21 protein-coding genes are annotated in these 20,084 nt (G+C 60.5%); 8 read left to right on the forward strand and 13 right to left on the reverse strand.

All coding sequences use genetic code 11. From position 1 onward, the window contains the following. Positions 1-43: 43 nt before the first annotated feature. The 3 genes from cysN to QOM08_RS23690 form a co-directional block, all read right to left on the reverse strand. Complete coding sequence (gene cysN / locus QOM08_RS23680; protein WP_139049152.1) at positions 44-1,942, reverse strand: sulfate adenylyltransferase subunit CysN; 1,899 nt, start codon at positions 1,940-1,942, stop codon at positions 44-46. A 9-nt stretch (positions 1,943-1,951) separates the two neighbouring features. Beyond that, on the reverse strand, positions 1,952-2,869 hold the full coding sequence (gene cysD / locus QOM08_RS23685; RefSeq protein WP_003178041.1) for a sulfate adenylyltransferase subunit CysD: 918 nt from the start codon (positions 2,867-2,869) through the stop codon (positions 1,952-1,954). A 253-nt stretch (positions 2,870-3,122) separates the two neighbouring features. Continuing rightward, positions 3,123-3,881, reverse strand: a complete 759-nt coding sequence (locus QOM08_RS23690; RefSeq protein WP_047228650.1) for a Nif3-like dinuclear metal center hexameric protein — start codon at positions 3,879-3,881, stop codon at positions 3,123-3,125. Between the two features lie 104 nt (positions 3,882-3,985). Here QOM08_RS23690 and algW point away from each other — a divergent pair, with 104 nt between their 5' ends. The 3 genes from algW to QOM08_RS23705 all read left to right on the forward strand — a co-directional run bounded on the left by algW (position 3,986) and on the right by QOM08_RS23705 (position 8,153). Further along, positions 3,986-5,146, forward strand: coding sequence for a Do family serine endopeptidase AlgW (algW, locus tag QOM08_RS23695; RefSeq protein WP_047228651.1), 1,161 nt, complete (start codon positions 3,986-3,988; stop codon positions 5,144-5,146). 169 nt (positions 5,147-5,315) lie between these two features. Then, positions 5,316-7,421 (forward strand): TonB-dependent siderophore receptor, encoded by a 2,106-nt coding sequence (locus QOM08_RS23700; protein WP_316912214.1) that lies wholly within the window; start codon positions 5,316-5,318, stop codon positions 7,419-7,421. Positions 7,422-7,433: 12 nt separating this feature from the next. Next, a complete protein-coding gene (locus tag QOM08_RS23705) occupies positions 7,434-8,153 on the forward strand; it encodes a DUF4198 domain-containing protein (protein WP_047228653.1) in 720 nt (239 codons plus the stop codon). Between the two features lie 195 nt (positions 8,154-8,348). On the opposite strand, the gene hisC is transcribed toward QOM08_RS23705, so the two are convergent. The 10 genes from hisC to QOM08_RS23755 form a co-directional block, all read right to left on the reverse strand. Further along, positions 8,349-9,401 (reverse strand): histidinol-phosphate transaminase, encoded by a 1,053-nt coding sequence (gene hisC, locus QOM08_RS23710; protein ID WP_316912215.1) that lies wholly within the window; start codon positions 9,399-9,401, stop codon positions 8,349-8,351. Next, positions 9,398-10,741, reverse strand: a complete 1,344-nt coding sequence (gene hisD / locus QOM08_RS23715; RefSeq protein WP_047228655.1) for a histidinol dehydrogenase — start codon at positions 10,739-10,741, stop codon at positions 9,398-9,400. The genes hisC and hisD overlap by 4 nt, the downstream gene beginning before the upstream one ends. A 123-nt stretch (positions 10,742-10,864) precedes the next feature. Beyond that, positions 10,865-11,500 carry an ATP phosphoribosyltransferase gene (hisG, locus tag QOM08_RS23720; RefSeq protein ID WP_047228656.1) on the reverse strand — a complete coding sequence of 212 codons (636 nt, stop codon included), beginning with the start codon at positions 11,498-11,500 and terminating at the stop codon, positions 10,865-10,867. 129 nt (positions 11,501-11,629) lie between these two features. Further along, the gene (gene murA / locus QOM08_RS23725) at positions 11,630-12,895 is read right to left on the reverse strand and encodes a UDP-N-acetylglucosamine 1-carboxyvinyltransferase (RefSeq protein ID WP_092394064.1); all 1,266 of its coding nucleotides are present in this window, start codon (positions 12,893-12,895) and stop codon (positions 11,630-11,632) included. A 22-nt stretch (positions 12,896-12,917) separates the two neighbouring features. Beyond that, entirely contained in the window at positions 12,918-13,157 is a 240-nt protein-coding gene (locus QOM08_RS23730; RefSeq protein WP_047228657.1) for a BolA family protein, read from the reverse strand. Positions 13,158-13,271: 114 nt separating this feature from the next. Beyond that, the gene (locus tag QOM08_RS23735; RefSeq protein ID WP_047228658.1) at positions 13,272-13,589 is read right to left on the reverse strand and encodes a lipid asymmetry maintenance protein MlaB; all 318 of its coding nucleotides are present in this window, start codon (positions 13,587-13,589) and stop codon (positions 13,272-13,274) included. Continuing rightward, positions 13,586-14,239: a phospholipid-binding protein MlaC gene (locus QOM08_RS23740; protein WP_047228659.1), complete on the reverse strand. Its 654-nt coding sequence runs from the start codon at positions 14,237-14,239 to the stop codon at positions 13,586-13,588. Before QOM08_RS23740 ends, QOM08_RS23735 begins: the two co-directional genes overlap by 4 nt. An 11-nt stretch (positions 14,240-14,250) precedes the next feature. Next, complete coding sequence (mlaD, locus tag QOM08_RS23745) at positions 14,251-14,718, reverse strand: outer membrane lipid asymmetry maintenance protein MlaD (protein WP_047228660.1); 468 nt, start codon at positions 14,716-14,718, stop codon at positions 14,251-14,253. Next, positions 14,718-15,515 carry a lipid asymmetry maintenance ABC transporter permease subunit MlaE gene (gene mlaE / locus QOM08_RS23750; protein ID WP_047228661.1) on the reverse strand — a complete coding sequence of 266 codons (798 nt, stop codon included), beginning with the start codon at positions 15,513-15,515 and terminating at the stop codon, positions 14,718-14,720. The genes mlaD and mlaE overlap by 1 nt, the downstream gene beginning before the upstream one ends. After that, entirely contained in the window at positions 15,515-16,324 is an 810-nt protein-coding gene (locus tag QOM08_RS23755) for an ATP-binding cassette domain-containing protein (RefSeq protein ID WP_047228662.1), read from the reverse strand. The genes mlaE and QOM08_RS23755 overlap by 1 nt, the downstream gene beginning before the upstream one ends. A 275-nt stretch (positions 16,325-16,599) precedes the next feature. Between QOM08_RS23755 and QOM08_RS23760 the strand changes: the two genes are divergently transcribed. From QOM08_RS23760 to lptB, 5 genes are read left to right on the forward strand one after another with little or no spacing between them, the layout of a single operon-like run. Then, entirely contained in the window at positions 16,600-17,574 is a 975-nt protein-coding gene (locus tag QOM08_RS23760) for a KpsF/GutQ family sugar-phosphate isomerase (protein ID WP_047228663.1), read from the forward strand. Continuing rightward, positions 17,575-18,099 carry a KdsC family phosphatase gene (locus QOM08_RS23765; protein WP_047228664.1) on the forward strand — a complete coding sequence of 175 codons (525 nt, stop codon included), beginning with the start codon at positions 17,575-17,577 and terminating at the stop codon, positions 18,097-18,099. Positions 18,100-18,106: 7 nt separating this feature from the next. Further along, positions 18,107-18,679 carry an LPS export ABC transporter periplasmic protein LptC gene (lptC, locus tag QOM08_RS23770; protein WP_047228665.1) on the forward strand — a complete coding sequence of 191 codons (573 nt, stop codon included), beginning with the start codon at positions 18,107-18,109 and terminating at the stop codon, positions 18,677-18,679. After that, a complete protein-coding gene (gene lptA / locus QOM08_RS23775) occupies positions 18,666-19,214 on the forward strand; it encodes a lipopolysaccharide transport periplasmic protein LptA (RefSeq protein WP_047228666.1) in 549 nt (182 codons plus the stop codon). The genes lptC and lptA overlap by 14 nt, the downstream gene beginning before the upstream one ends. Further along, positions 19,214-19,939, forward strand: coding sequence for an LPS export ABC transporter ATP-binding protein (gene lptB, locus QOM08_RS23780; RefSeq protein WP_047228667.1), 726 nt, complete (start codon positions 19,214-19,216; stop codon positions 19,937-19,939). Before lptA ends, lptB begins: the two co-directional genes overlap by 1 nt. The last annotated feature ends 145 nt before the right edge of the window (positions 19,940-20,084 follow it).

Genomic DNA, 20,084 nt, shown 5'->3' on the forward strand with positions numbered 1-20,084 from the left:
CCGCGGGCTTTTACTTGCCGCTTGAAGCTTGTAACTGCTTCCCTTAGATCGCCCCACGCTTGCGCAGCAGATCCAGCACTTGCTTGACGCTCTCTTCCAACGACAGCGACTGGGTGTCGATCACCAGATCGGCGTCCAGCGGCACGTCATACGGGAAGGACTCACCGGGGATGTTGTCGCCGGCAGCAGCGTACAAACCTTGCGGATCACGCTGGGCGCAGACGATTGGCGAGGCCTGGACATAGACCGTCAGCAGACGTTCCTTGCCGATCAGGTCTTTGGCCTGCTCGCGCCCTTCTGCATTCGGCGCGACGAACGCGGCGAGGGTCAGCAGCCCGGCTTCGTTGAACTGACGGGCAACGTGGGCCGCACGACGCCAGTTCTCGGTACGTCCGGCACGGTCCTGTGGCAAGCCCTTGTTCAAGTCATGACGCAGGTTCTGGCCATCGAGCACGAAGACCGCACGGCCCATGTCGAACAGCTTGCGTTCCACCGCATAAGCCAGCGTGCTTTTGCCAGCGCCCGACAGGCCGCTGAACAGCACCGTGGCCGGTTGCTGGCCGAAGCGCTGGACGCGCTCTTCCACCGACACATGGGCCAGTTTGCCGTGGTGCGTGCTGGTGCCGTGAGCCAGCGGCTGGGCGACGATCATGCCCGCGCCGACAGTGCCATTGGTCAGGCGATCGATGACGATGAACGCGCCGGTGGTGCGGTTGCTCTCGTAACCGTCCAGGGCGATCGGCGCATCCAGGGCGATCTTCACCTTGCCGATTTCGTTGAGCTGCAACGCGCTGGCCGGTCCCTCTTCCAAGGTGTTCACGTCGACCTTGTTGACGATGCTGGCAATCGAGCCCGGCACATAACTGGTGGCGCGCTTGATGTCGTATTTCTTGCCCGGCAGCATTGGCTCTTCGGCCATCCACACCAGCATCGCTTCGAAGCTGTCGGTGACCGGCGGCACGCTGTCGGCATGCACCAGCAGGTCGCCACGGGAGATGTCGATCTCATCTTCCATGGTCAGCGTCACCGCCTGGCCAGGGCCGGCGTGTTCCAGCTCGCCTTCGAAAGTGACGATGGATTTCACGCGGCTGCTCTTGCCCGAAGGCAGCACCACCACTTCGTCGCCCTTGTGCACGATGCCGCTGGCCAGGGTGCCGGCGAAACCGCGGAAGTTCAGGTTCGGACGGTTGACGTACTGCACCGGGAAACGCAGGTCGGTGAAGTTGCGGTCACCCGCCACTTCCACGGTCTCGAGAATTTCCATCAGCGACTGGCCGGTGTACCACGGCGAGCGCTCGGACTTGTTCACCACGTTGTCGCCCTTGAGGGCCGACATCGGCACGAAGTGCATGCTGGTGGGCTTCATCTTCAAGCCTTCGGCGAACTTCAGGTAGTCGGCCTTGATCGACTCGAACACGCCCTGGTCGAAGTCCTTGAGGTCCATCTTGTTGATGGCCACGACGATATGCTTGATGCCCAGCAACGAGGCGATAAAGCTGTGGCGACGGGTCTGGGTCTGCACGCCGTAGCGGGCATCCACCAGAATGATCGCCAGGTCACAGGTGGAGGCACCGGTGGCCATGTTGCGGGTGTACTGCTCATGGCCAGGGGTGTCGGCGATGATGAATTTGCGCTTGGCCGTGGAGAAATAGCGGTACGCGACATCAATGGTGATGCCTTGCTCGCGCTCGGCCTGCAAGCCATCGACCAGCAACGCCAGGTCAATGTCGTCACCGGTGGTGCCGACTTTTTTCGAATCGCGGGTGATAGCTTCCAGGTGATCTTCGTAGATCATCTTGGAGTCGTGCAGCAGGCGCCCGATCAGGGTGCTCTTGCCGTCGTCGACGTTACCGCAGGTCAAAAAACGCAGCAGCTCTTTGCGCTCGTGCTGGCCCAGGTAAGCGAGGATGTCCTCGCTGATCAAATCAGATTGGTGCGACATGACAACCCCTTAGAAATAACCCTGACGTTTCTTATCTTCCATCGAGCCTGCGCCATCGTGGTCGATGACCCGGCCCTGGCGCTCGGAAGTTCGCGTCAGGAGCATTTCCTGAATGATGTCCGTCAGGCTTTCGGCCTCGGACTCCACCGCGCCCGTCAACGGGTAGCAGCCAAGGGTGCGGAAACGCACTTTCTTTTTGACGATACGGGCTTTGTCTTCATCGGACAGGTGCTCGAGGATGCGCTCGTCGTCGATCATGATCAGCGTGCCGTTCTTCTCGATCACTTCGCGCTCGGCGGCGAAGTACAGCGGCACGATCGGGATACCTTCGAGGTAGATGTACTGCCAGATGTCCAGCTCGGTCCAGTTCGACAGCGGGAATACGCGGATCGACTCGCCTTTGTTGACCTTGCCGTTGTAGACGTTCCACAGCTCCGGGCGCTGGTTCTTCGGATCCCAGCGATGCTTGCTGTCGCGGAACGAGTACACGCGCTCCTTGGCGCGGGACTTCTCTTCATCGCGGCGGGCACCACCAAAAGCGGCGTCGAAACCATACTTGTCCAAAGCCTGTTTCAGGCCTTCGGTCTTCATGATGTCGGTGTGCTTGGCGCTGCCGTGAGTAAACGGGTTGATGCCTTGCGCCACGCCGTCCGGGTTCACGTGAGTGATCAGGTCCAGGCCCAGCTCTTCAACCATGCGGTCGCGGAACTTGTACATTTCCTGGAATTTCCAGCGGGTGTCGACATGCATCACCGGAAACGGCAGCTTGCCGGGGAAGAACGCCTTGCGTGCCAGGTGCAGCATCACGGCGGAGTCTTTACCGATGGAGTACAGCATCACCGGGTTATCGAACTCGGCGGCCACCTCGCGGATGATGTGGATGCTTTCCGCCTCCAGCTGTTTCAGATGCGTCAGTTTGTCGACCATGGCTACTCACGAAAACTTTCTTATGAACGGCCAGCGGGCCGTGTTCGAGCGGGGAATCCTAGCACAGCGACCTCTTCTAATCAGGGCGCCAACTAGATCGAAACAGCATATGGATATGCCTGCCGGTTCGGGCGTTGCAACAGACTTTTGTGGGAGCGAGCTTGCTCGCGATAGCAGTGTATCAGTCGGCATTGAAGTTGACTGACCCTCCGCTATCGCGAGCAAGCTCGCTCCCACAGGGGATTACACGTGATCAAATGGGATTCGGGCAATCTATGAAGATATGCTCCAAAGCAAAGCGCCGCGCCAGGTAATCGCCCAATGCCTGCACACCATAGCGCTCGGTCGCATGGTGCCCGGCGGCGATGAAGCTGATGCCGTTTTCCCGGGCGCTGTGAAAGGTCTGCTCGGACGCCTCGCCACTGAGAAACAGATCAACCCCGGCCAGCACGGCCTGATCGATGTAGCCCTGGCCTCCGCCCGTGCACCAGCCGACCCGGCGGATCATCTGCTCGCCTTCGATCAACAAAGGCTCGCGGCCCATGACTTCCTGCACTTTACGGGCGAAGTCCCGGGGCGTCATCGGTTCGGACAAGGAGCCCACCAGGCCGACGACCTTGGGGTTGTCCGGGTCCAGCGGCCCTTCGACGGTAATGTCCAACTGGCGAGCCAATTGCACGTTATTGCCTACCTCGGCATGCAGATCCAGCGGCAAGTGGTAGGCCAGCAGACTGATATCGTGCTTGAGCAAGGTTTTGAGGCGACGTTGCTTCATGCCGGTGACGCAGGGATTTTCGCCTTTCCAGAAATACCCGTGATGCACCAGCACCAGATCAGCGTCAGCCTCCACTGCAGCATCGAGCAATGCCTGGCTGGCGGTGACACCGCTGACAATGCGCGTCACCTGAGGGGCGCCTTCGACCTGCAAACCGTTGGGGCAGTAATCGGCAATCCTGGCGGCGGCCAGGTAACGATCCGCTTCTTCTACCAGGGTGTTCAGGGCTACGGCCATGAAAAGACTCCTAAATATCCCGTTCAGAGGCGCGCGCGGCCTCGTATAATGCGCGACATTATGGGCGGTCTCACACCGCCTGCAACCTTTGTAGGACGTGCTTAATGCTCAAGGCGCTGCGTTTTTCCGGCTGGCCTCTGTTGGCCGGCGTGCTTGTCGCTCTACTGATTATCCAGCGTTATCCGGAGTGGGTCGGCCTGCCGAGCCTCGACGTCAACCTGCAGCAGGCGCCACAGACCAAGGCACTGCAACAAGGGCCGGTGTCCTATGCCGATGCCGTGACGATCGCGGCACCGGCCGTGGTCAACCTGTACACCACCAAGGTCGTCAACAAATCCAGCCATCCCCTGTTCGAAGACCCGCAGTTCCGGCGCTTCTTCGGCGACAACTCACCCAAGCAGAAACGCATGGAGTCGAGCCTGGGTTCGGGCGTGATCATGAGCCCTGAAGGTTATATCCTGACCAACAACCACGTCACCAGCGGCGCCGACCAGATTGTGGTGGCGCTCAAGGATGGTCGCGAAACCCTGGCCCGGGTGATCGGCAGCGACCCGGAAACCGACCTCGCGGTGCTGAAGATCGACCTGAAGAACCTGCCGGCCATCACCATTGGGCGCTCGGACAGCATCCGCATCGGCGATGTCACCCTGGCCATCGGCAACCCCTTCGGCGTCGGCCAGACCGTGACCATGGGCATCATCAGCGCCACTGGGCGCAATCAGTTGGGCCTGAACAATTACGAAGACTTCATCCAGACCGATGCCGCGATCAACCCCGGGAACTCCGGCGGCGCGCTGGTGGATGCCAACGGCAATCTGACCGGGATCAACACGGCGATCTTCTCCAAGTCCGGCGGCAGCCAGGGCATCGGTTTTGCGATTCCGGTGAAGCTGGCCATGGAAGTGATGAAGTCCATCATCGAACACGGCCAGGTGATTCGCGGCTGGCTGGGTATTGAAGTGCAGCCGCTGTCCCAGGAGCTGGCGGAGTCCTTCGGCCTGTCCGGGCGTCCCGGGATCGTGGTAGCAGGCATTTTCCGCGATGGCCCGGCCCAGAAGGCCGGCCTGCAACTGGGCGACGTGATCCTGAGCATCGACGGCGAACCCGCCGGTGACGGCCGTCGCTCGATGAACCAGGTGGCGCGGATCAAACCCACCGACAAGGTCGCCATCCAGGTGATGCGCAACGGCAAGGAGCTCAAGCTCACCGCAGAAATCGGTTTGCGCCCACCGCCGGCACCGGTGGTGGTGAAGGAAGAAGAGTAACTGCGCGATAGCAACGGCCTTGCTGGCCAAGAGTCCCTTGTGGTGAGGGAGCTTGCTCCCTCGCCACAAAAACCGTGTTCGCCTCGGTTATTTTAGTCGGCCAGGAATAGCATAAATTCTCATTAGTAGTGTTATATTGTTTCAATACTAAAAATTGGAACAAGATAACATGTCATCTCTAAAACGGATTTCCCTCGCCAGCCTGGCCTTGGGTCTGCTGGGTGACCCGGTGATCGCCGAGGAAATCCAGCCGATGGAACTGGACGCCATCAACGTCTCTGCCGACTACGAATCCCCTACCGGGCCGGTGACGGGCTATCGCGCCACTCGCTCCGCCAGCGCCACCAAAACCGACACCGCCCTGCGGGACATCCCGCAATCGATCAGTGTGATCCCCGCCAGCGTCCTCAATGATCTGGGCAGCACCAACGTCGAACGGGCCCTGGAATATGCCGGCGGCGTGTCAAAGCAAAACAACTTCGGCGGCCTGACACTCTACGAATACAGCGTGCGTGGCTTTACCACTTCGGAGTTCTACAAGGACGGCTTCAGCGCCAACCGCGGTTATCCGAGTACGCCGGATGCGGCCAACATTGAACGCATCGAGGTGCTTAAAGGACCGGCGGCCAGCCTGTACGGGCGCGGCGACCCCGGCGGTACGGTGAACATCGTCACCAAGAAGCCCCAGCCCGAAGCCTTCACCACCCTGCAAACCAGCGCCGGCAGTTGGGATCGCTACCGCACCGCGCTGGACGTCAACACACCACTGGACGCTGAGGGCAATCTGCTGTCGCGGGTCAACCTGGCGGTCGAGGACAATCACAGCTTTCGCGATCACGTCCAGAGCAAGCGCGTCTTCGTCGCCCCCTCCCTCAGCTGGCAACTGAGCCCCGACACGCGCCTGCTGGTGGAAAGCGAAATCGTGCGTCACAGTTCAACGTTCGATCGCGGCATCGTGGCGCCGAACAACCGTTGGAGCGGTGTTTCCCGCTCGACCTTTTTGGGCGAGCCCAACGACAGCGACATCGACAACCACAACAACATGCTCCAGGCGGCCCTCGAACATCAGCTCAACGACGCCTGGCAACTGCGCCTGGCCAGCCATTACAAACAGGGCGAACTCTGGGGCTTCGCCTCCGAAGCGCGGCCGCTGAACGCCGACGGTCGTACGGTGAACCGCCGCTACCGCGAGCGCGACAACAATTGGCACGACAGCATTACCCAGCTTGAATTACGCGGGCTGTTTGACCTCGGGCCCTGGCAGCACGAACTGTTGATCGGCACCGAATACGAGGACTATCGCAAGAACGAACGCGTGACCACGATCAACGGTGGCACTTACCCCATCGACATCTATCAACCGGTCTATGGCCAGCCGAAACCTGATGGTCAACGTACCGGCACCGATTTTTTCGAGCGTGTGAAAAGCCGTGCGCTGAATCTTCAGGACCAGATCGTCTTCACCGACAAACTGCGGGGCATGCTCGGCGTGCGTTATGAGCATTTCGAGCAGAGCATTGACGACCACACCACGCAGCTCACCAGCCGCCAGCGTCATGACACCTTCACGCAACGGGCCGGCCTGCTGTACCAACTGACGCCCGAGGTCGGACTGTTCGCCAACGCCTCCACCTCGTTCAAGCCCAACAATGGCCTGGATGCCGGGGGCAAAACCTTCGATCCGGAGGAAGGCGTTGGCTATGAAGTGGGGATCAAGAGCGAACTGTTCGATGATCGCCTGAGCACCACCCTGGCGGCGTTCCATATCGAAAAGGAAAACGTCCTGGCGCGGGACCCGGCCACAGACTCCAACCGCGCCATGGGCAAGGCCCGCAGCCAGGGACTCGATCTGCAGGTCACCGGGCAGGTAACTGACGCCATCCGGGTGATCGGCGCCTTCGCCTACATCGATGCCGAAGTGACCAAGGGTGACGAAATCATTCCCACCGGCAGCCGGATTCTTGGCGTCGCCAAGCGCAGCGGCAGCGTGCTGGGGGTCTACGAATTCCAGGACGGCCACCTGCGCGGCTCCGACGTGGGTGCGGCATTCACATACGTCGGGGATCGCTCCGGCGAAGCCGGCAAGGACTTCGAACTGCCGGCCTACCACACCGTGGATCTGCTGGCCCATTACAAGGCCAGCGACAACGTCACCGTGGGCCTGAATCTGAACAACGTCTTCGACGAAAAATACTACGAGCGCTCGTACAGCAACTACTGGGTCAACCCCGGCGAGCCACGCAACTTTACCGTCAGCCTCACCCTTGATCTGTAAAAAGGAAAATCAATGAAATACCCCAAGACCTTCGCCCTTCTTAGCCTGTTCCTGGCCACCCAAGCCTCGGCCCATGGCCTGTGGACCGAACAACGGCGCGGCAACATCGAAGTGATCTACGGCCACGGCGCCGAGGACAATGCCTTCAAGGCGCAGAAAATCAGCGGTGCGTGGGCCTATGACCTGGGCGGCAAGATGATCCCGGTCACCGTCGAACGCTTGCCCGACCATGCTCGCTTGCAACCCCTCAAGCCACCGGCCGTGATGGCCGTGGAACTGGACAATGGCATGTGGTCCCAGACCGCTGACAAGAAATGGATCAACGAAGGCCGCACGAAGGTGCCCGGGGCGATTGAATCGACCCACACCTTCAAGTACAGCCTGGCGATCTACGAGCCGGGAGCGAAGTTGCCGAAACTTGATCAGGTCAAGTTCCTGATCCTGCCGGAAGTCGACCCGCTGACCGTAGGCCCGGGCCAGTCACTGCCGGTACGGGTGCTGCTGGACGGGAAACCGGCCGCCGGGGTGAAGCTGGTGGGTGATTACCGCAGCGCACCGGACACCGTATCAGCAGAAACCGACGCCGAAGGCCGGGCCAAGGTGCTGGTGCGTAACGAGGGGTTGAATGTGATCGCCGCGCAGATGGAAATTGCGCTCAAGGACAACAAGGACGTGGCCACGCGTGGGGTGTTCACCTCGCTGACCTTCCTGGGTGAAGAGCATCACGAGTAAGGCCCAACAACTGTGGGAGCGAGTCTGCTCGCGATGGCGGTGGATCAGCCAGATGGATGTTGACTGACACTACGCCATCGCGAGCAGGCTCGCTCCCACAGGGTGCCTCTGCTGGTTACAAAATTTGTATTCGCAACGACTCTACTGTGGGAACGAGCCTGCTCGCGATAAGGCCATCAGCCCCCTTCCTTAACTTTAGAGTTCACCCAGGGCTTCGATCAGCGCCTGGTTCTGCTCCGGCGTGCCGATGCTGATCCGCAGGAATTGGGCAATCCGCTCCTGCTTGAAGTGCCGCACGATCACGCCTTGTTCGCGCAATTTCGCCGCCAGCCCTGCCGCATCGTGCCGGGGGTGACGGGCGAAGATGAAGTTGGCCGCCGAAGGCAACACGTCAAAGCCCTTGGCCTGCAACTGCGCCACCACCCATTCACGGTGCTCGATGACCAACCGGCAGGTCTGCTCGAAATACTCCCGATCGTCGAACGCCGCCGCGCCCCCGACATTCGCCAGGCGATCCAGCGGGTAGGAGTTGAAGCTGTTCTTGATCCGCTCCAGCGCTTCGATCAGGTCCGGATGGCCCACCGCCAGGCCCACCCGCAATCCTGCCAATGAGCGGGACTTGGACAGCGTCTGGGTCACCAGCAGGTTCGGATAGCGGTCCACCAGACTGATGGCGGTCTCGCCGCCGAAGTCGATATAGGCTTCATCAACCACCACCACCGAGTCCGGGCTGGCCTTGAGGATCTGCTCGACCGCTTCCAGGGCCAGCAGGCAGCCGGTGGGAGCGTTCGGATTGGGGAAGATGATCCCGCCGTTTGGTCTGGCATAGTCCGCCGGGTCGATCTGGAACTGCGCGTCCAGCGACACCGCGTCGAACTGGATGCCGTACAGCCCGCAATACACCGGATAAAAGCTGTAACTGATGTCCGGGAACAACAGCGGCTGATCGTGCTGCAGCAGCCCGTGGAAAATGTGCGCCAGCACTTCGTCCGAACCGTTACCCAGGAACACCTGGTTGCTCTGCACGCCGTAATAGCGGGCCACGGCATTTTTCAGCAGGTCGCTGTTGGGATCCGGGTACAGGCGCAGGTTGTCGTTCAGCTCGGTTTGCATCGCCGCCAGGGCCTTGGGCGACGGGCCGTAGGGGTTCTCGTTGGTGTTGAGCTTGACCAGGCGGGTCAGCTTCGGCTGTTCGCCCGGCACGTAAGGCACCAGGTTCTTGACGAACGGGCTCCAGAATTTACTCATTTCAGTTTCCCCTGCCCTTCAATGGAGCGCTCATCAAGGATGCGGTATTCGGCACTGCGGGCGTGGGCGCTCAGCGACTCGCCACGGGCCAGCACCGAAGCGGTCTTGCCCAGTTCGGACGCACCTTGCTCGGAGCAGAAGATGATCGACGAACGTTTCTGGAAGTCATACACCCCCAGCGGCGACGAGAAACGCGCCGTACCGGAAGTCGGCAAGACGTGGTTGGGACCTGCGCAATAGTCACCCAGGGCTTCGCTGGTGTGGCGGCCCATGAAGATCGCACCGGCGTGGCGGATCTGCGGCAGCCAGGCCTGCGGGTCAGCGACCGACAACTCCAGGTGCTCCGGCGCGATGCGGTTGGCGACCTCGATGGCCTGTTCCATGTTCTCGACCTTGATCAGCGCGCCACGGCCGTTGATCGAGGTGTTGATGATCTCGGCGCGGTCCATGGTCGGCAGCAGCTTGTCGATGCTGGCAGCCACTTTGTCGAGGAACTCGGCGTCCGGGCTGACCAGGATCGCCTGGGCGTCTTCGTCGTGCTCGGCCTGGGAAAACAGGTCCATGGCGATCCAGTCCGGGTCGGTCTGGCCGTCGCACACCACGAGAATTTCCGAAGGCCCGGCGATCATGTCGATGCCGACCTGGCCAAACACGTGGCGTTTGGCGGTGGCGACATAGATGTTGCCAGGCCCCACCACCTTGTCGACCCGCGGCACGCTCTCGGTGCCATAGGCCAGCGCAGCCACGGCCTGGGCGCCACCAATGGTGAACACCCGGTCCACCCCGGCGATGCAGGCAGCGGCCAGCACCAGTTCATTGATTTCGCCGCGCGGGGTCGGCACCACCATGACCACTTCGGTCACGCCGGCAACCTTGGCTGGGATCGCGTTCATCAACACCGAGGATGGATACGACGCCTTGCCACCCGGCACGTACAGACCGGCGCGGTCCAGCGGCGTGACCTTTTGGCCCAGCACCGTGCCGTCGGCTTCGGTGTAGCTCCAGGAGTCCTGTTTCTGCCTCTCGTGATAGTCGCGCACCCGCGATGCGGCTTTTTCCAGGGCTTCGCGCTGCGGCACCGTGATCCGGGTCAGGGCCAGTTCCAGGCGCTCGCGCGGCAGAATCAGATCAGCCATGGACGCCACTTGCAGGCCATCGAATTTCTGGGTGAATTCCACCAAAGCTGCATCGCCACGCTCGCGCACAGCCTTGATGATGTCCAGCACCCGCTGATTGACCGAGTCGTCAGACACACTTTCCCAGCTCAGCAGATGATCCAGATGATGTGCGAAATCCGGGTCGGCAGCGTTGAGTCGGCGAATCGAAGTGGGAGCGGTCATAGCGAGGGCCTCATTAATGGCAAATGCTCAGGCGCCCTAAGCTACCAGTCCATTCGCGTGGGCACCTGAGAAAATTGGCTATGACACGGATAGACGGGCGCGACTCAAGGTCGCGCAGGTGAATCAGCCGCGGTGTCGCGATTCCACTGCCTTGCGCAGGGTATCGATCAGAGCCTGGATACGGGCGTGCTGCATTTTCATCGAAGCCTTGTTGACGATCAGCCGGGAGGTGATGTCGGCAATGAAATCCTGGGGCTCCAGGCCATTGGCCCGCAGGGTGTTGCCGGTGTCGACCACATCGATGATCTTGTCCGCCAGGCCGATCAGCGGCGCCAGCTCCATCGAACCGTACAACTTGATGATATCGACCTGACGGCCCTGCTCGGCGTAATAACGCTTGGCAATGTTGACGAACTTGGTCGCCACCCGCAAACGGCCCTTGGGCTCTGGCGCACCGACTTTGCCGGCGGTCATCAGCTTGCAGCGGGCGATCCGCAGGTCCAGGGGCTCGTACAGGCCCTGGCCGCCGTACTCCATCAGCACGTCCTTACCGGCAACGCCCAGGTCGGCGGCACCATGTTCAACGTAAGTCGGAACATCGGTGGCGCGCACGATCAGCAAGCGCACATCGGCTTGAGTCGTGGGAATGATCAGCTTGCGGCTCTTGTCCGGATTCTCGGTCGGCACGATGCCCGCTTCAGCCAGAAGCGGCAAGGTGTCATCAAGGATGCGGCCCTTGGACAGTGCAATGGTCAACATGGGAAACGTCAGTCCTTATCAAGGTACTCATGCCCGGTCGCAAGCGGCGCCGGACACACATCGAGGGTGTTACCACCCTCGACCTGAAACGAAATCAACAGGCGCGTCCCTGCGCCCATGCAGCCGGACCTAGCCCGGTACGCGACGGATCTTGGCGCCGAGCATCTGCAGTTTCTCTTCGATGCACTCGTAACCACGGTCGATGTGGTAGATACGGTCGATCAGGGTGTCGCCTTCGGCAACCAGAGCCGAAATCACCAAGCTGGCCGAAGCCCGCAGGTCGGTGGCCATCACTGGCGCGCCCTTGAGTTTCTCGGTACCGGTCACGATGGCGGTGTTGCCTTCGACCTGGATCTTGGCGCCCATGCGGTGCAGTTCGTAGACGTGCATGAAACGGTTTTCGAAGATCGTCTCGATCACCGCACCGGTGCCTTCGGCAATGGCGTTGAGGGAGATGAACTGCGCCTGCATGTCGGTCGGGAACGCCGGGTACGGGGCGGTCCGCACGTTGACGGCTTTAGGCCGCTTGCCGTGCATGTTCACTTCGATCCAGTCTTCGCCGCAGGTGACTTCGGCACCGGCTTCCTTGAGTTTCTCCAGGACGGCTTCAAGAATGGTCGGATCGGTGTCCTTGACCTTGACGCGGCCACCGGTGACAGCAGCAGCCACCAGGTAGGTGCCGGTTTCGATCCGGTCCGGCATCACTTTGTAAGTGGCCGAATGCAGGCGCTCAACACCATCGATGGTGATGGTATCGGTGCCGGCGCCGCTGATCTTGGCGCCCATGGCGATCAGGAAGTTGGCGAGGTCCACCACTTCAGGCTCACGGGCGGCGTTTTGCAAAACGCTGCGGCCGCGGGCCAGTGCGGCCGCCATCATGATGTTCTCGGTACCGGTCACACTGACGGTATCGAAGAAGAAGTGAGCGCCACGCAGGCCGCCTTCAGGCGCCTTGGCCTTGATGTAGCCACCCTCGACGTCGATCACCGCACCCATGGCTTCCAGGCCGCGGATATGCAGGTCCACCGGACGCGAGCCGATGGCGCAACCACCCGGCAAGGCAACTTCGGCTTCACCGAAACGGGCGACCATCGGTCCCAGTACCAGGATCGACGCACGCATGGTCTTCACCAGTTCGTACGGGGCGATCAGGGTCTTGATGGTGCGCGGGTCGATCTCGACGCTGAGCTTTTCGTCGATCACCGGTTCAATGCCCATGCGACCGAACAGCTCGATCATGGTGGTGATGTCGTGCAGGTGCGGCAGGTTCGCCACGGTCACCGGGCCATCGCACAGCAACGTCGCGGCCAGGATCGGCAGGGCGGAGTTCTTTGCCCCGGAAATGCGGATTTCGCCATCAAGACGAACGCCGCCGGTAATAATCAGTTTATCCATAAGAATCTCGACGCCCTTGGGCTCAGGTGCGCTCGGCCCAGGCCGCGCGGCTGAAAAATTTCATAGTGACCGCATGGATGCTGCCATCGGCGATCCACGGGTTCAAATGGGCATAGATCTGCTGCTGACGCTTCACCGGGCTCAACGCCGCCAGTTCATCGCTGATCACGTTCAGCTGAAAGTTGCAGCCTTCGCCCTCAACTTCAATGACAGTTTCGGGCAGCTTTCCTTCAAGGAAGCTCTTCACTTCTACGGCCTGCATGCTCAACCTCTATCGGCGCCCTGTGCGCACGGGTCGCACATCATACAAAAAAGCCCCGCGCCTGCGAACCCCGCGAAGCAGGACTCTGACGGGGGGCTTTTTCAGGGATGTGGGTCAGGAGTGCACCAACAGCTCGGTCAGTTCGCTGACCTGGGCTATTTCGCGCATGTCTTCGGGCATCCCACGGATGCTCCAGGTTTTTCCGGCAGCTTTGGCGTCACGCATGAAGCACAGCAGCAGGGACAGGCCGACACTGCTGGACTTCTGCACCGCCGAGCAGTCAATGACCAGCTCTGCGGCGCCGGCAGAGCCGATCAGCGCCTGGCCCTGCTTGCGCAAGACCGGGCCAGTGCGATAGTCCAGCACGCCACTGAGCAACAGCTCGCCAGATTCGCCCAAACGAACGGCCGACTCACTCGCCAACTCACTCATTGCGCCTGCTTCTCTTGAGCATCCTGGGCAACTTCCTTGGCCTTGGCCACTTCACCGGCCCAACCGTCGATGGTTTTGTCCAGATCATTGCCGTTTTGCTGCATCGCATCAGCGAACTGATCGCGGAACAGCTTGCCGATGTTGATGCCATTGATGATCACGTTACGCACCTTCCACTCGCCGTTGATTTTCTCGAGCGTGTAGGACACAGGGTAGATCGCGCCGTTATTGCCCTTGACCTGCATATCGACGCTGGTGCGGTTGCCGCTTTCGTCCTTGGCCGGCGAAACGGTGATGCCCTGGTTGTTGTATTCGAGCAAGGCGTTGCCGTAGAACTGCATCAGGCTGCGCTTGAAGTTTTCCTGGAAGCGCGTCATCTGCGCCGGGGTCGCCTTGCGCGAGTACTTGACGGTCATGATGCTTCGGGAAATACCGTCGGCATCCACCACGGGGCCGACGATGCCGTTCAGCGCGTCGTAGAACGCCCCCGGATCCTGCTTGTATTTCTCTTTGTTGGCGGCCAGGTCTGCCAGCAACCGGGTGGTAGTGTCCTGGATGATTTCATGGGCCGAAGGCGCGGCCACGGCGTTGGCCATCAGCGGCAGCGCCGCGAGCAGCACCAACAGGCTACGTCGCAAGATAGAGATCATTCAAAAGCTCCTCATTTGGCGTCTTTGCTAACGGTATTGAGCAGGAATTTACCGATCAGGTCCTCAAGCACCAGCGACGACTGCGTATCGTGGATGGTCCCGCCATCCTTGAGCAAAGCTTCTTCACCGCCAACGCTGATACCGATGTATTTCTCGCCCAGCAGCCCAGCAGTGAGGATCGATGCAGTGGAGTCAGTCGGCAGGTTATCCACGCGCTTTTCCAGCTGCAGCGTCACCCGACCGGTGAAACTGTCGCGGTCCAGATCGATTGCCGTGACCTTGCCGATGGTTACACCAGCCATGGTCACTTTGGCTCTGACCGTCAAACCGGCGATATTGTCAAAATAAGCATAAAGTTTATAAGTGTCGGTGCTTGCGGTCGGCGCCAGGCCACTGACCCGCAGGGCCAACAACAGCAAAGCCAGGATGCCAGCCAGCAAGAAAAGGCCGACACCGATTTCCAGGGTGCGGTTTTGCATCAGAAATCTCCAAACATCAAGGCGGTCAGAATAAAGTCAAGGCCCAGGACCGCCAGCGAGGCGTACACCACGGTCTTGGTTGTGGCACGGCTGATCCCCTCTGACGTGGGCTCACAGTCATAGCCTTGAAACACGGCGATCCAGGTCACCACGAAAGCGAATACGGCACTTTTGATAACGCCGTTGAGCACGTCGTCGAGAAAATCGACACTGTTCTGCATGTTGGACCAGTAGGAACCTTCATAGACCCCCAGCCAGTCTACAGCCACCCACGAGCCGCCCCAGATCCCCACGACGCTGAAAATGATCGCCAGCACCGGCAGGGAAATGAAACCGGCCCACAGGCGCGGGGCAATGATGTACTTGAGCGGGTCGACACCGATCATTTCCAGACTGGACAACTGTTCGGTGGACTTCATGTTACCGATTTCGGCCGTCAGCGCCGAACCGGCACGCCCGGCAAACAGCAGCGCGGTCACCACAGGTCCCAGCTCACGCAACAATGTCAGCGCGACCATCTGTCCAACCGCCTGCTCCGAACCGTAGCTGGACAAGATGTTGAACCCCTGCAGCGCCAGGACCATACCGATGAAGATCCCGGAGACCACGATGATCACCAGGGACATCACGCCCACCGAGTGCAGTTGCTTCACCAGCAGCCCAAACCCGCCACCCGTCGTGTTGCGCCCCAGCAGGGCATGCATCAGAAACAGCGAGGAACGGCCCAGCACTGCCACCACATCGATGCCGGAACGACCAAACAGGCGAACTCTTTCTATCAGTGATTTCTTGCGCATCAGCGCTTCCCCAGCAGATCGGTGCGGTAATCCGTGGCCGGAAAATGGAACGCCACAGGCCCGTCCGGATCACCCTTCATGAATTGACGAATGCGCGGGCTGTCCGAGGCCTTCAATTCCTGGGGCGTACCCTGCCCCAGCACCTGGCCATCGCCGATCACGTAGATGTAGTCCGCAATGCTCGCGGTTTCGGCCAGGTCGTGGGACACCACAATACTGGTAATACCCAGCGCATCGTTGAGCAGACGGATCAGGCGCACCAGCACGCCCATGGCGATCGGGTCCTGGCCGACGAAGGGTTCGTCATACATGAGGATCTTCGGATCAAGGGCAATCGCCCGGGCCAGAGCGACGCGGCGCTTCATGCCACCGGACAGTTCGTCCGGCATCAAGTCCAGGGCACCCCGCAGCCCGACCGCCTGCAATTTGAGCAGGACGATGTCGCGAATCATCTCTTCAGGCAGGTCGGTATGGACCCGCAAGGGGAACGCCACATTCTCGAACACGTCGAGATCGGTGAACAGGGCGCCGCTCTGGAACAGCACGCCCATGTGCTTGCGCGCATCGAACAGATCGCTGCGCGACAGCTTTGGAAGATTCTGCCCATTGACCCAGACTTCGCCGGCACTGGGGCGCAACTGTGCACCCATCAGCCGCAACAGCGTGGTCTTGCCGCACCCGGAAGGCCCCATGATGCCGGTGACCTTGCCACGGGGAATGCGGATATCGATGTCATTGAAAATGCTGCGCGCCCCTCGCTTGAAGGACAATCCCTTCAGCTCGACCGCGTAGGCGTTGTCGGCACTCATCTAAACTCCTTGCGATGCAGCCTCACATCCGAATGCCCTGGCCAACCGACAAACGCCGGACTGCCGGGCACCCGAACCGGCGGCGAACTATATCACTGCAACACCCAAGCGCCCAAGGCCCAAGCCCGCGCCCGTTCAGTCCGGATACCGCTAAAAGAAGAGACTTTGTATCAAGCCATGTGAATCGCTCGAACAAAGCATGACGAACTAACGTGAGGGAATTGTTCATTGCCGCTATAATCGCCGCCTTTTCATCGAGCCATGCGATCTCTGACATGAACCAAACCAGCGACCTGATTCAATCGGCACAACGTACCATCCGCCTCGAGCTCGAAGCCGTACAAGGCTTGCTGCCCCATATCGACGCTGATTTCGTACGTGCCTGCGAGATGATTCTGGCCAGCAAGGGTCGGGTGGTCGTGGTCGGCATGGGAAAATCCGGACACATCGGCAACAAGATCGCCGCCACCCTGGCCAGCACCGGCACTCCGGCATTTTTTGTCCATCCGGCCGAAGCCAGCCACGGTGACATGGGCATGATCACCCGGGAAGACATCATCCTGGCCCTGTCCAACTCTGGCTCGACCAATGAGATCATCACCCTGCTGCCGCTGATCAAGCGCCTGGGGATCCAACTGATCAGTGTCACTGGCAATCCGGATTCGCCCCTGGCCAAAGCCGCCGAGGTCAATCTCAATGTTCATGTCGAGCACGAAGCCTGCCCGTTGAACCTGGCGCCGACCTCTTCCACCACCGCCACCCTGGTCATGGGTGATGCCCTGGCCGTGGCGTTGCTGGAAGCCAGGGGGTTTACCGCTGAAGACTTCGCGTTCTCCCACCCCGGCGGCGCCCTGGGCCGTCGCCTGCTGTTGAAAGTGGAAAACGTGATGCACGCAGGTCAGGAGCTGCCACAGGTGCCACGCGGCACGCTGCTCAAGGATGCACTCATGGAAATGACCCGCAAGGGTCTGGGCATGACGGTCATTCTCGAAACTGACGGCAAACTCGCCGGGATCTTCACCGACGGCGACCTGCGTCGCACCCTGGACCACTCGATCGACATTCACAGTGCGACCATCGAGCAGGTCATGACCCCCCACGGCAAAACGGCACGCGCCGAGATGCTCGCCGCCGAGGCCTTGAAAATCATGGAAGACCATAAGATCAGCGCCCTGGTGGTGGTCGACGACGAAGACCGCCCGGTGGGCGCCCTGAACATGCACGACTTGCTGCGTGCGGGAGTCATGTAAATGAACACAGACCTACTGCAACGTGGCAAAGCGATCAAACTGGCCGTGTTCGACGTGGACGGCGTCCTGACCGACGGCCGCCTTTATTTCCTCGAAGACGGCAGCGAATTCAAGACCTTCAACACCCTCGACGGCCAAGGCATCAAGATGCTGATGGCCGCTGGCGTGCAGACCGCCATCATCAGTGGCCGCAAGACCCCGGTGGTCGAGCGGCGCGCGAAGAACCTCGGCATCCCCCACCTTTATCAGGGACGTGAAGATAAACTGGTGGTGCTGGACGAGCTTCTGGGGCAACTCAACCTAAGCTATGAACAGGTCGCCTACCTCGGTGACGACCTGCCGGACCTGCCGGTGATTCGTCGGGTCGGCCTGGGCATGGCGGTGGCAAACGCGGCCGGCTTCGTGCGCGAGCACGCCCACGGCATCACCACGGCGCGAGGCGGCGAAGGGGCCGCCCGTGAATTCTGTGAACTGATCCTTCGCGCCCAAGGCCGCCTCGAGGCGGCCAACGCCGCGTATCTGTGAGCCATTTATGCTAAGCAAGAAAATTCGCACCATCGTGGTGTTCGGCTGCATCGCAGCGATTTTCGCGGCGGTCGGGTATTGGAACATCAGCCCGGAACGCTTCCTCGACCGCCCTGCGGTCAAGGTCCAGGAAAATGATATCGACTGGTATGCGACCAACACGCATACCCTGCAATACCTGCCCGATGGCAAAGTGCAGTATGAAATGACGTCCGACAAAGTCGACCACGTCAAGGCCAGCGAAATCACACTGGTCACCAAGCCAGACCTGAACATGTTCAGGGGCACCGAGTTTCCGTGGCACGTGCAGAGCGAACGCGCCGAGGTCAATCCCGACGGCACCGAAGTGGAACTGATTGATTCGGTACGCATCGCCCGGACCGATGAGAAGAACCGTACGACCATCATTACCAGCAGTCGTATGACAGTCTTCCCGCAGCGAGAATATGCGCAGACCGAGCAACCCGTTAGAATCGACGGCGCCGGTGGTGTGTCGACCGGCACGGGAATGAAAGCGTATTTGAAGGAAAGCAGGATACACCTGCTATCGAACGTAAGAGGACAGTATGAAGCTCGCTAAAACCCTCCCTATTTTGCTCAGTCTGGGCGCAGCACTGGGAAGCGCGAGCGCCTGGGCCCTCCCCACCGACCGCGACCAGCCTATCCGCATCCAGGCCGACGACGCCCAACTGGACGACAAGAACGGTGTAGCCACCTATAAAGGTGACGTGATCATCACCCAGGGTTCGATGAAGGTCACCGGCAACACCGTGACCATCACCCGCACCCAGTCCGGCGACATCGACGTCGTCACCTCGGTGGGCAACCTGGCCTACTTCGAGCAGATGCAAACCGCGGGCGACACCAAGCCGGTTCAAGGCTACGGGGTAACCATTCAGTACCACGCCGCCAAAGACCGCGTGGTGCTGATCGATCGCGCCAAGGTCATCGACAAGGACGGCAACACCACCCAGGGCGAGAAAATCGTCTACGACACGAACAAAAAGCTGGCCAGCGCCGGTCGCGCCACTGGCAGCAAGGTCACCGAGCAGCGTCCACGGATCGACATGGTCATCCAGCCGAAAAAGAAAACCGACGAGCAGAAGGCCCAGTAATGGCAACTCTGAAAGCTCAGCACCTGGCCAAGAGCTACAAGAGCCGCCAAGTCGTGCGTGATGTCAGCCTGTCCATCGACAGCGGCCAGATCGTCGGCCTGCTCGGCCCCAACGGCGCGGGCAAGACCACCTGCTTCTACATGATCGTCGGCCTGGTTCAGGCCGATCAAGGCCGCGTCCTGATCGACGACCTGGACGTCAGCCACCAGCCGATGCATGGCCGGGCGAAGGCCGGTATCGGCTATCTGCCGCAAGAAGCGTCGATCTTCCGTAAACTGTCGGTTGCCGACAACATCATGGCGATCCTCGAGACCCGCAAGGAACTCGACAAAGCCGGTCGCCGCCAGGAACTGGAAAGCCTGCTGCAGGAATTCCACATCAGCCACATCCGCGACAACCTGGGCATGAGCCTGTCCGGTGGCGAACGGCGCCGCGTGGAAATCGCTCGCGCCCTGGCCACCGCACCGAAATTCATCCTGCTGGACGAACCATTCGCTGGCGTGGACCCGATTTCGGTCGGCGACATCAAGCAGATCATCCACCATCTCAAGGCCAAGGGCATCGGCGTATTGATCACCGACCACAACGTTCGCGAGACGCTGGATATCTGTGAAACCGCCTATATCGTCAATGATGGCCAGTTGATTGCCGAAGGCGACTCCGCGACCATCCTGGCCAATGAACTGGTCAAGGAAGTGTATTTGGGCCATGAGTTCCGCCTGTAAGCGAAAAGTGTCTGGTCAATCACCTCGGCGTCGCTAATTTTATTACGTGACGCCCTAGGCAAACACTTCAGTTTCAGGCATATAATTTGCTTAAGTTTGGCGCTTCGGCGCCCTGTAGTGGATGGCGCATGTGCGCCGGCGAATA

This window comes from Pseudomonas sp. P105, assembly GCF_032614175.1.
Taxonomy (GTDB): domain Bacteria; phylum Pseudomonadota; class Gammaproteobacteria; order Pseudomonadales; family Pseudomonadaceae; genus Aquipseudomonas; species Aquipseudomonas rhizophila.

Bases quoted from the DNA above. Each gene is read 5' to 3' on its own strand.
- murA (WP_092394064.1), bottom strand. From the start codon at position 12,895: ATGGATAAACTGATTATTACCGGCGGCGTTCGTCTTGATGGCGAAATC.
- QOM08_RS23735 (WP_047228658.1), bottom strand. From the start codon at position 13,589: ATGAGTGAGTTGGCGAGTGAGTCGGCCGTTCGTTTGGGCGAATCTGGC.
- cysD (WP_003178041.1), bottom strand. From the start codon at position 2,869: ATGGTCGACAAACTGACGCATCTGAAACAGCTGGAGGCGGAAAGCATC.
- mlaE (WP_047228661.1), bottom strand. From the start codon at position 15,515: ATGCGCAAGAAATCACTGATAGAAAGAGTTCGCCTGTTTGGTCGTTCC.
- QOM08_RS23755 (WP_047228662.1), bottom strand. From the start codon at position 16,324: ATGAGTGCCGACAACGCCTACGCGGTCGAGCTGAAGGGATTGTCCTTC.
- QOM08_RS23765 (WP_047228664.1), top strand. From the start codon at position 17,575: ATGAACACAGACCTACTGCAACGTGGCAAAGCGATCAAACTGGCCGTG.
- cysN (WP_139049152.1), bottom strand. From the start codon at position 1,942: ATGTCGCACCAATCTGATTTGATCAGCGAGGACATCCTCGCTTACCTG.
- QOM08_RS23705 (WP_047228653.1), top strand. From the start codon at position 7,434: ATGAAATACCCCAAGACCTTCGCCCTTCTTAGCCTGTTCCTGGCCACC.
- QOM08_RS23690 (WP_047228650.1), bottom strand. From the start codon at position 3,881: ATGGCCGTAGCCCTGAACACCCTGGTAGAAGAAGCGGATCGTTACCTG.
- mlaD (WP_047228660.1), bottom strand. From the start codon at position 14,718: ATGCAAAACCGCACCCTGGAAATCGGTGTCGGCCTTTTCTTGCTGGCT.
- algW (WP_047228651.1), top strand. From the start codon at position 3,986: ATGCTCAAGGCGCTGCGTTTTTCCGGCTGGCCTCTGTTGGCCGGCGTG.
- lptA (WP_047228666.1), top strand. From the start codon at position 18,666: ATGAAGCTCGCTAAAACCCTCCCTATTTTGCTCAGTCTGGGCGCAGCA.
- QOM08_RS23740 (WP_047228659.1), bottom strand. From the start codon at position 14,239: ATGATCTCTATCTTGCGACGTAGCCTGTTGGTGCTGCTCGCGGCGCTG.
- QOM08_RS23700 (WP_316912214.1), top strand. From the start codon at position 5,316: ATGTCATCTCTAAAACGGATTTCCCTCGCCAGCCTGGCCTTGGGTCTG.
- QOM08_RS23760 (WP_047228663.1), top strand. From the start codon at position 16,600: ATGAACCAAACCAGCGACCTGATTCAATCGGCACAACGTACCATCCGC.
- hisC (WP_316912215.1), bottom strand. From the start codon at position 9,401: ATGAGTAAATTCTGGAGCCCGTTCGTCAAGAACCTGGTGCCTTACGTG.
- lptC (WP_047228665.1), top strand. From the start codon at position 18,107: ATGCTAAGCAAGAAAATTCGCACCATCGTGGTGTTCGGCTGCATCGCA.
- hisD (WP_047228655.1), bottom strand. From the start codon at position 10,741: ATGACCGCTCCCACTTCGATTCGCCGACTCAACGCTGCCGACCCGGAT.
- hisG (WP_047228656.1), bottom strand. From the start codon at position 11,500: ATGTTGACCATTGCACTGTCCAAGGGCCGCATCCTTGATGACACCTTG.
- lptB (WP_047228667.1), top strand. From the start codon at position 19,214: ATGGCAACTCTGAAAGCTCAGCACCTGGCCAAGAGCTACAAGAGCCGC.
- QOM08_RS23730 (WP_047228657.1), bottom strand. From the start codon at position 13,157: ATGCAGGCCGTAGAAGTGAAGAGCTTCCTTGAAGGAAAGCTGCCCGAA.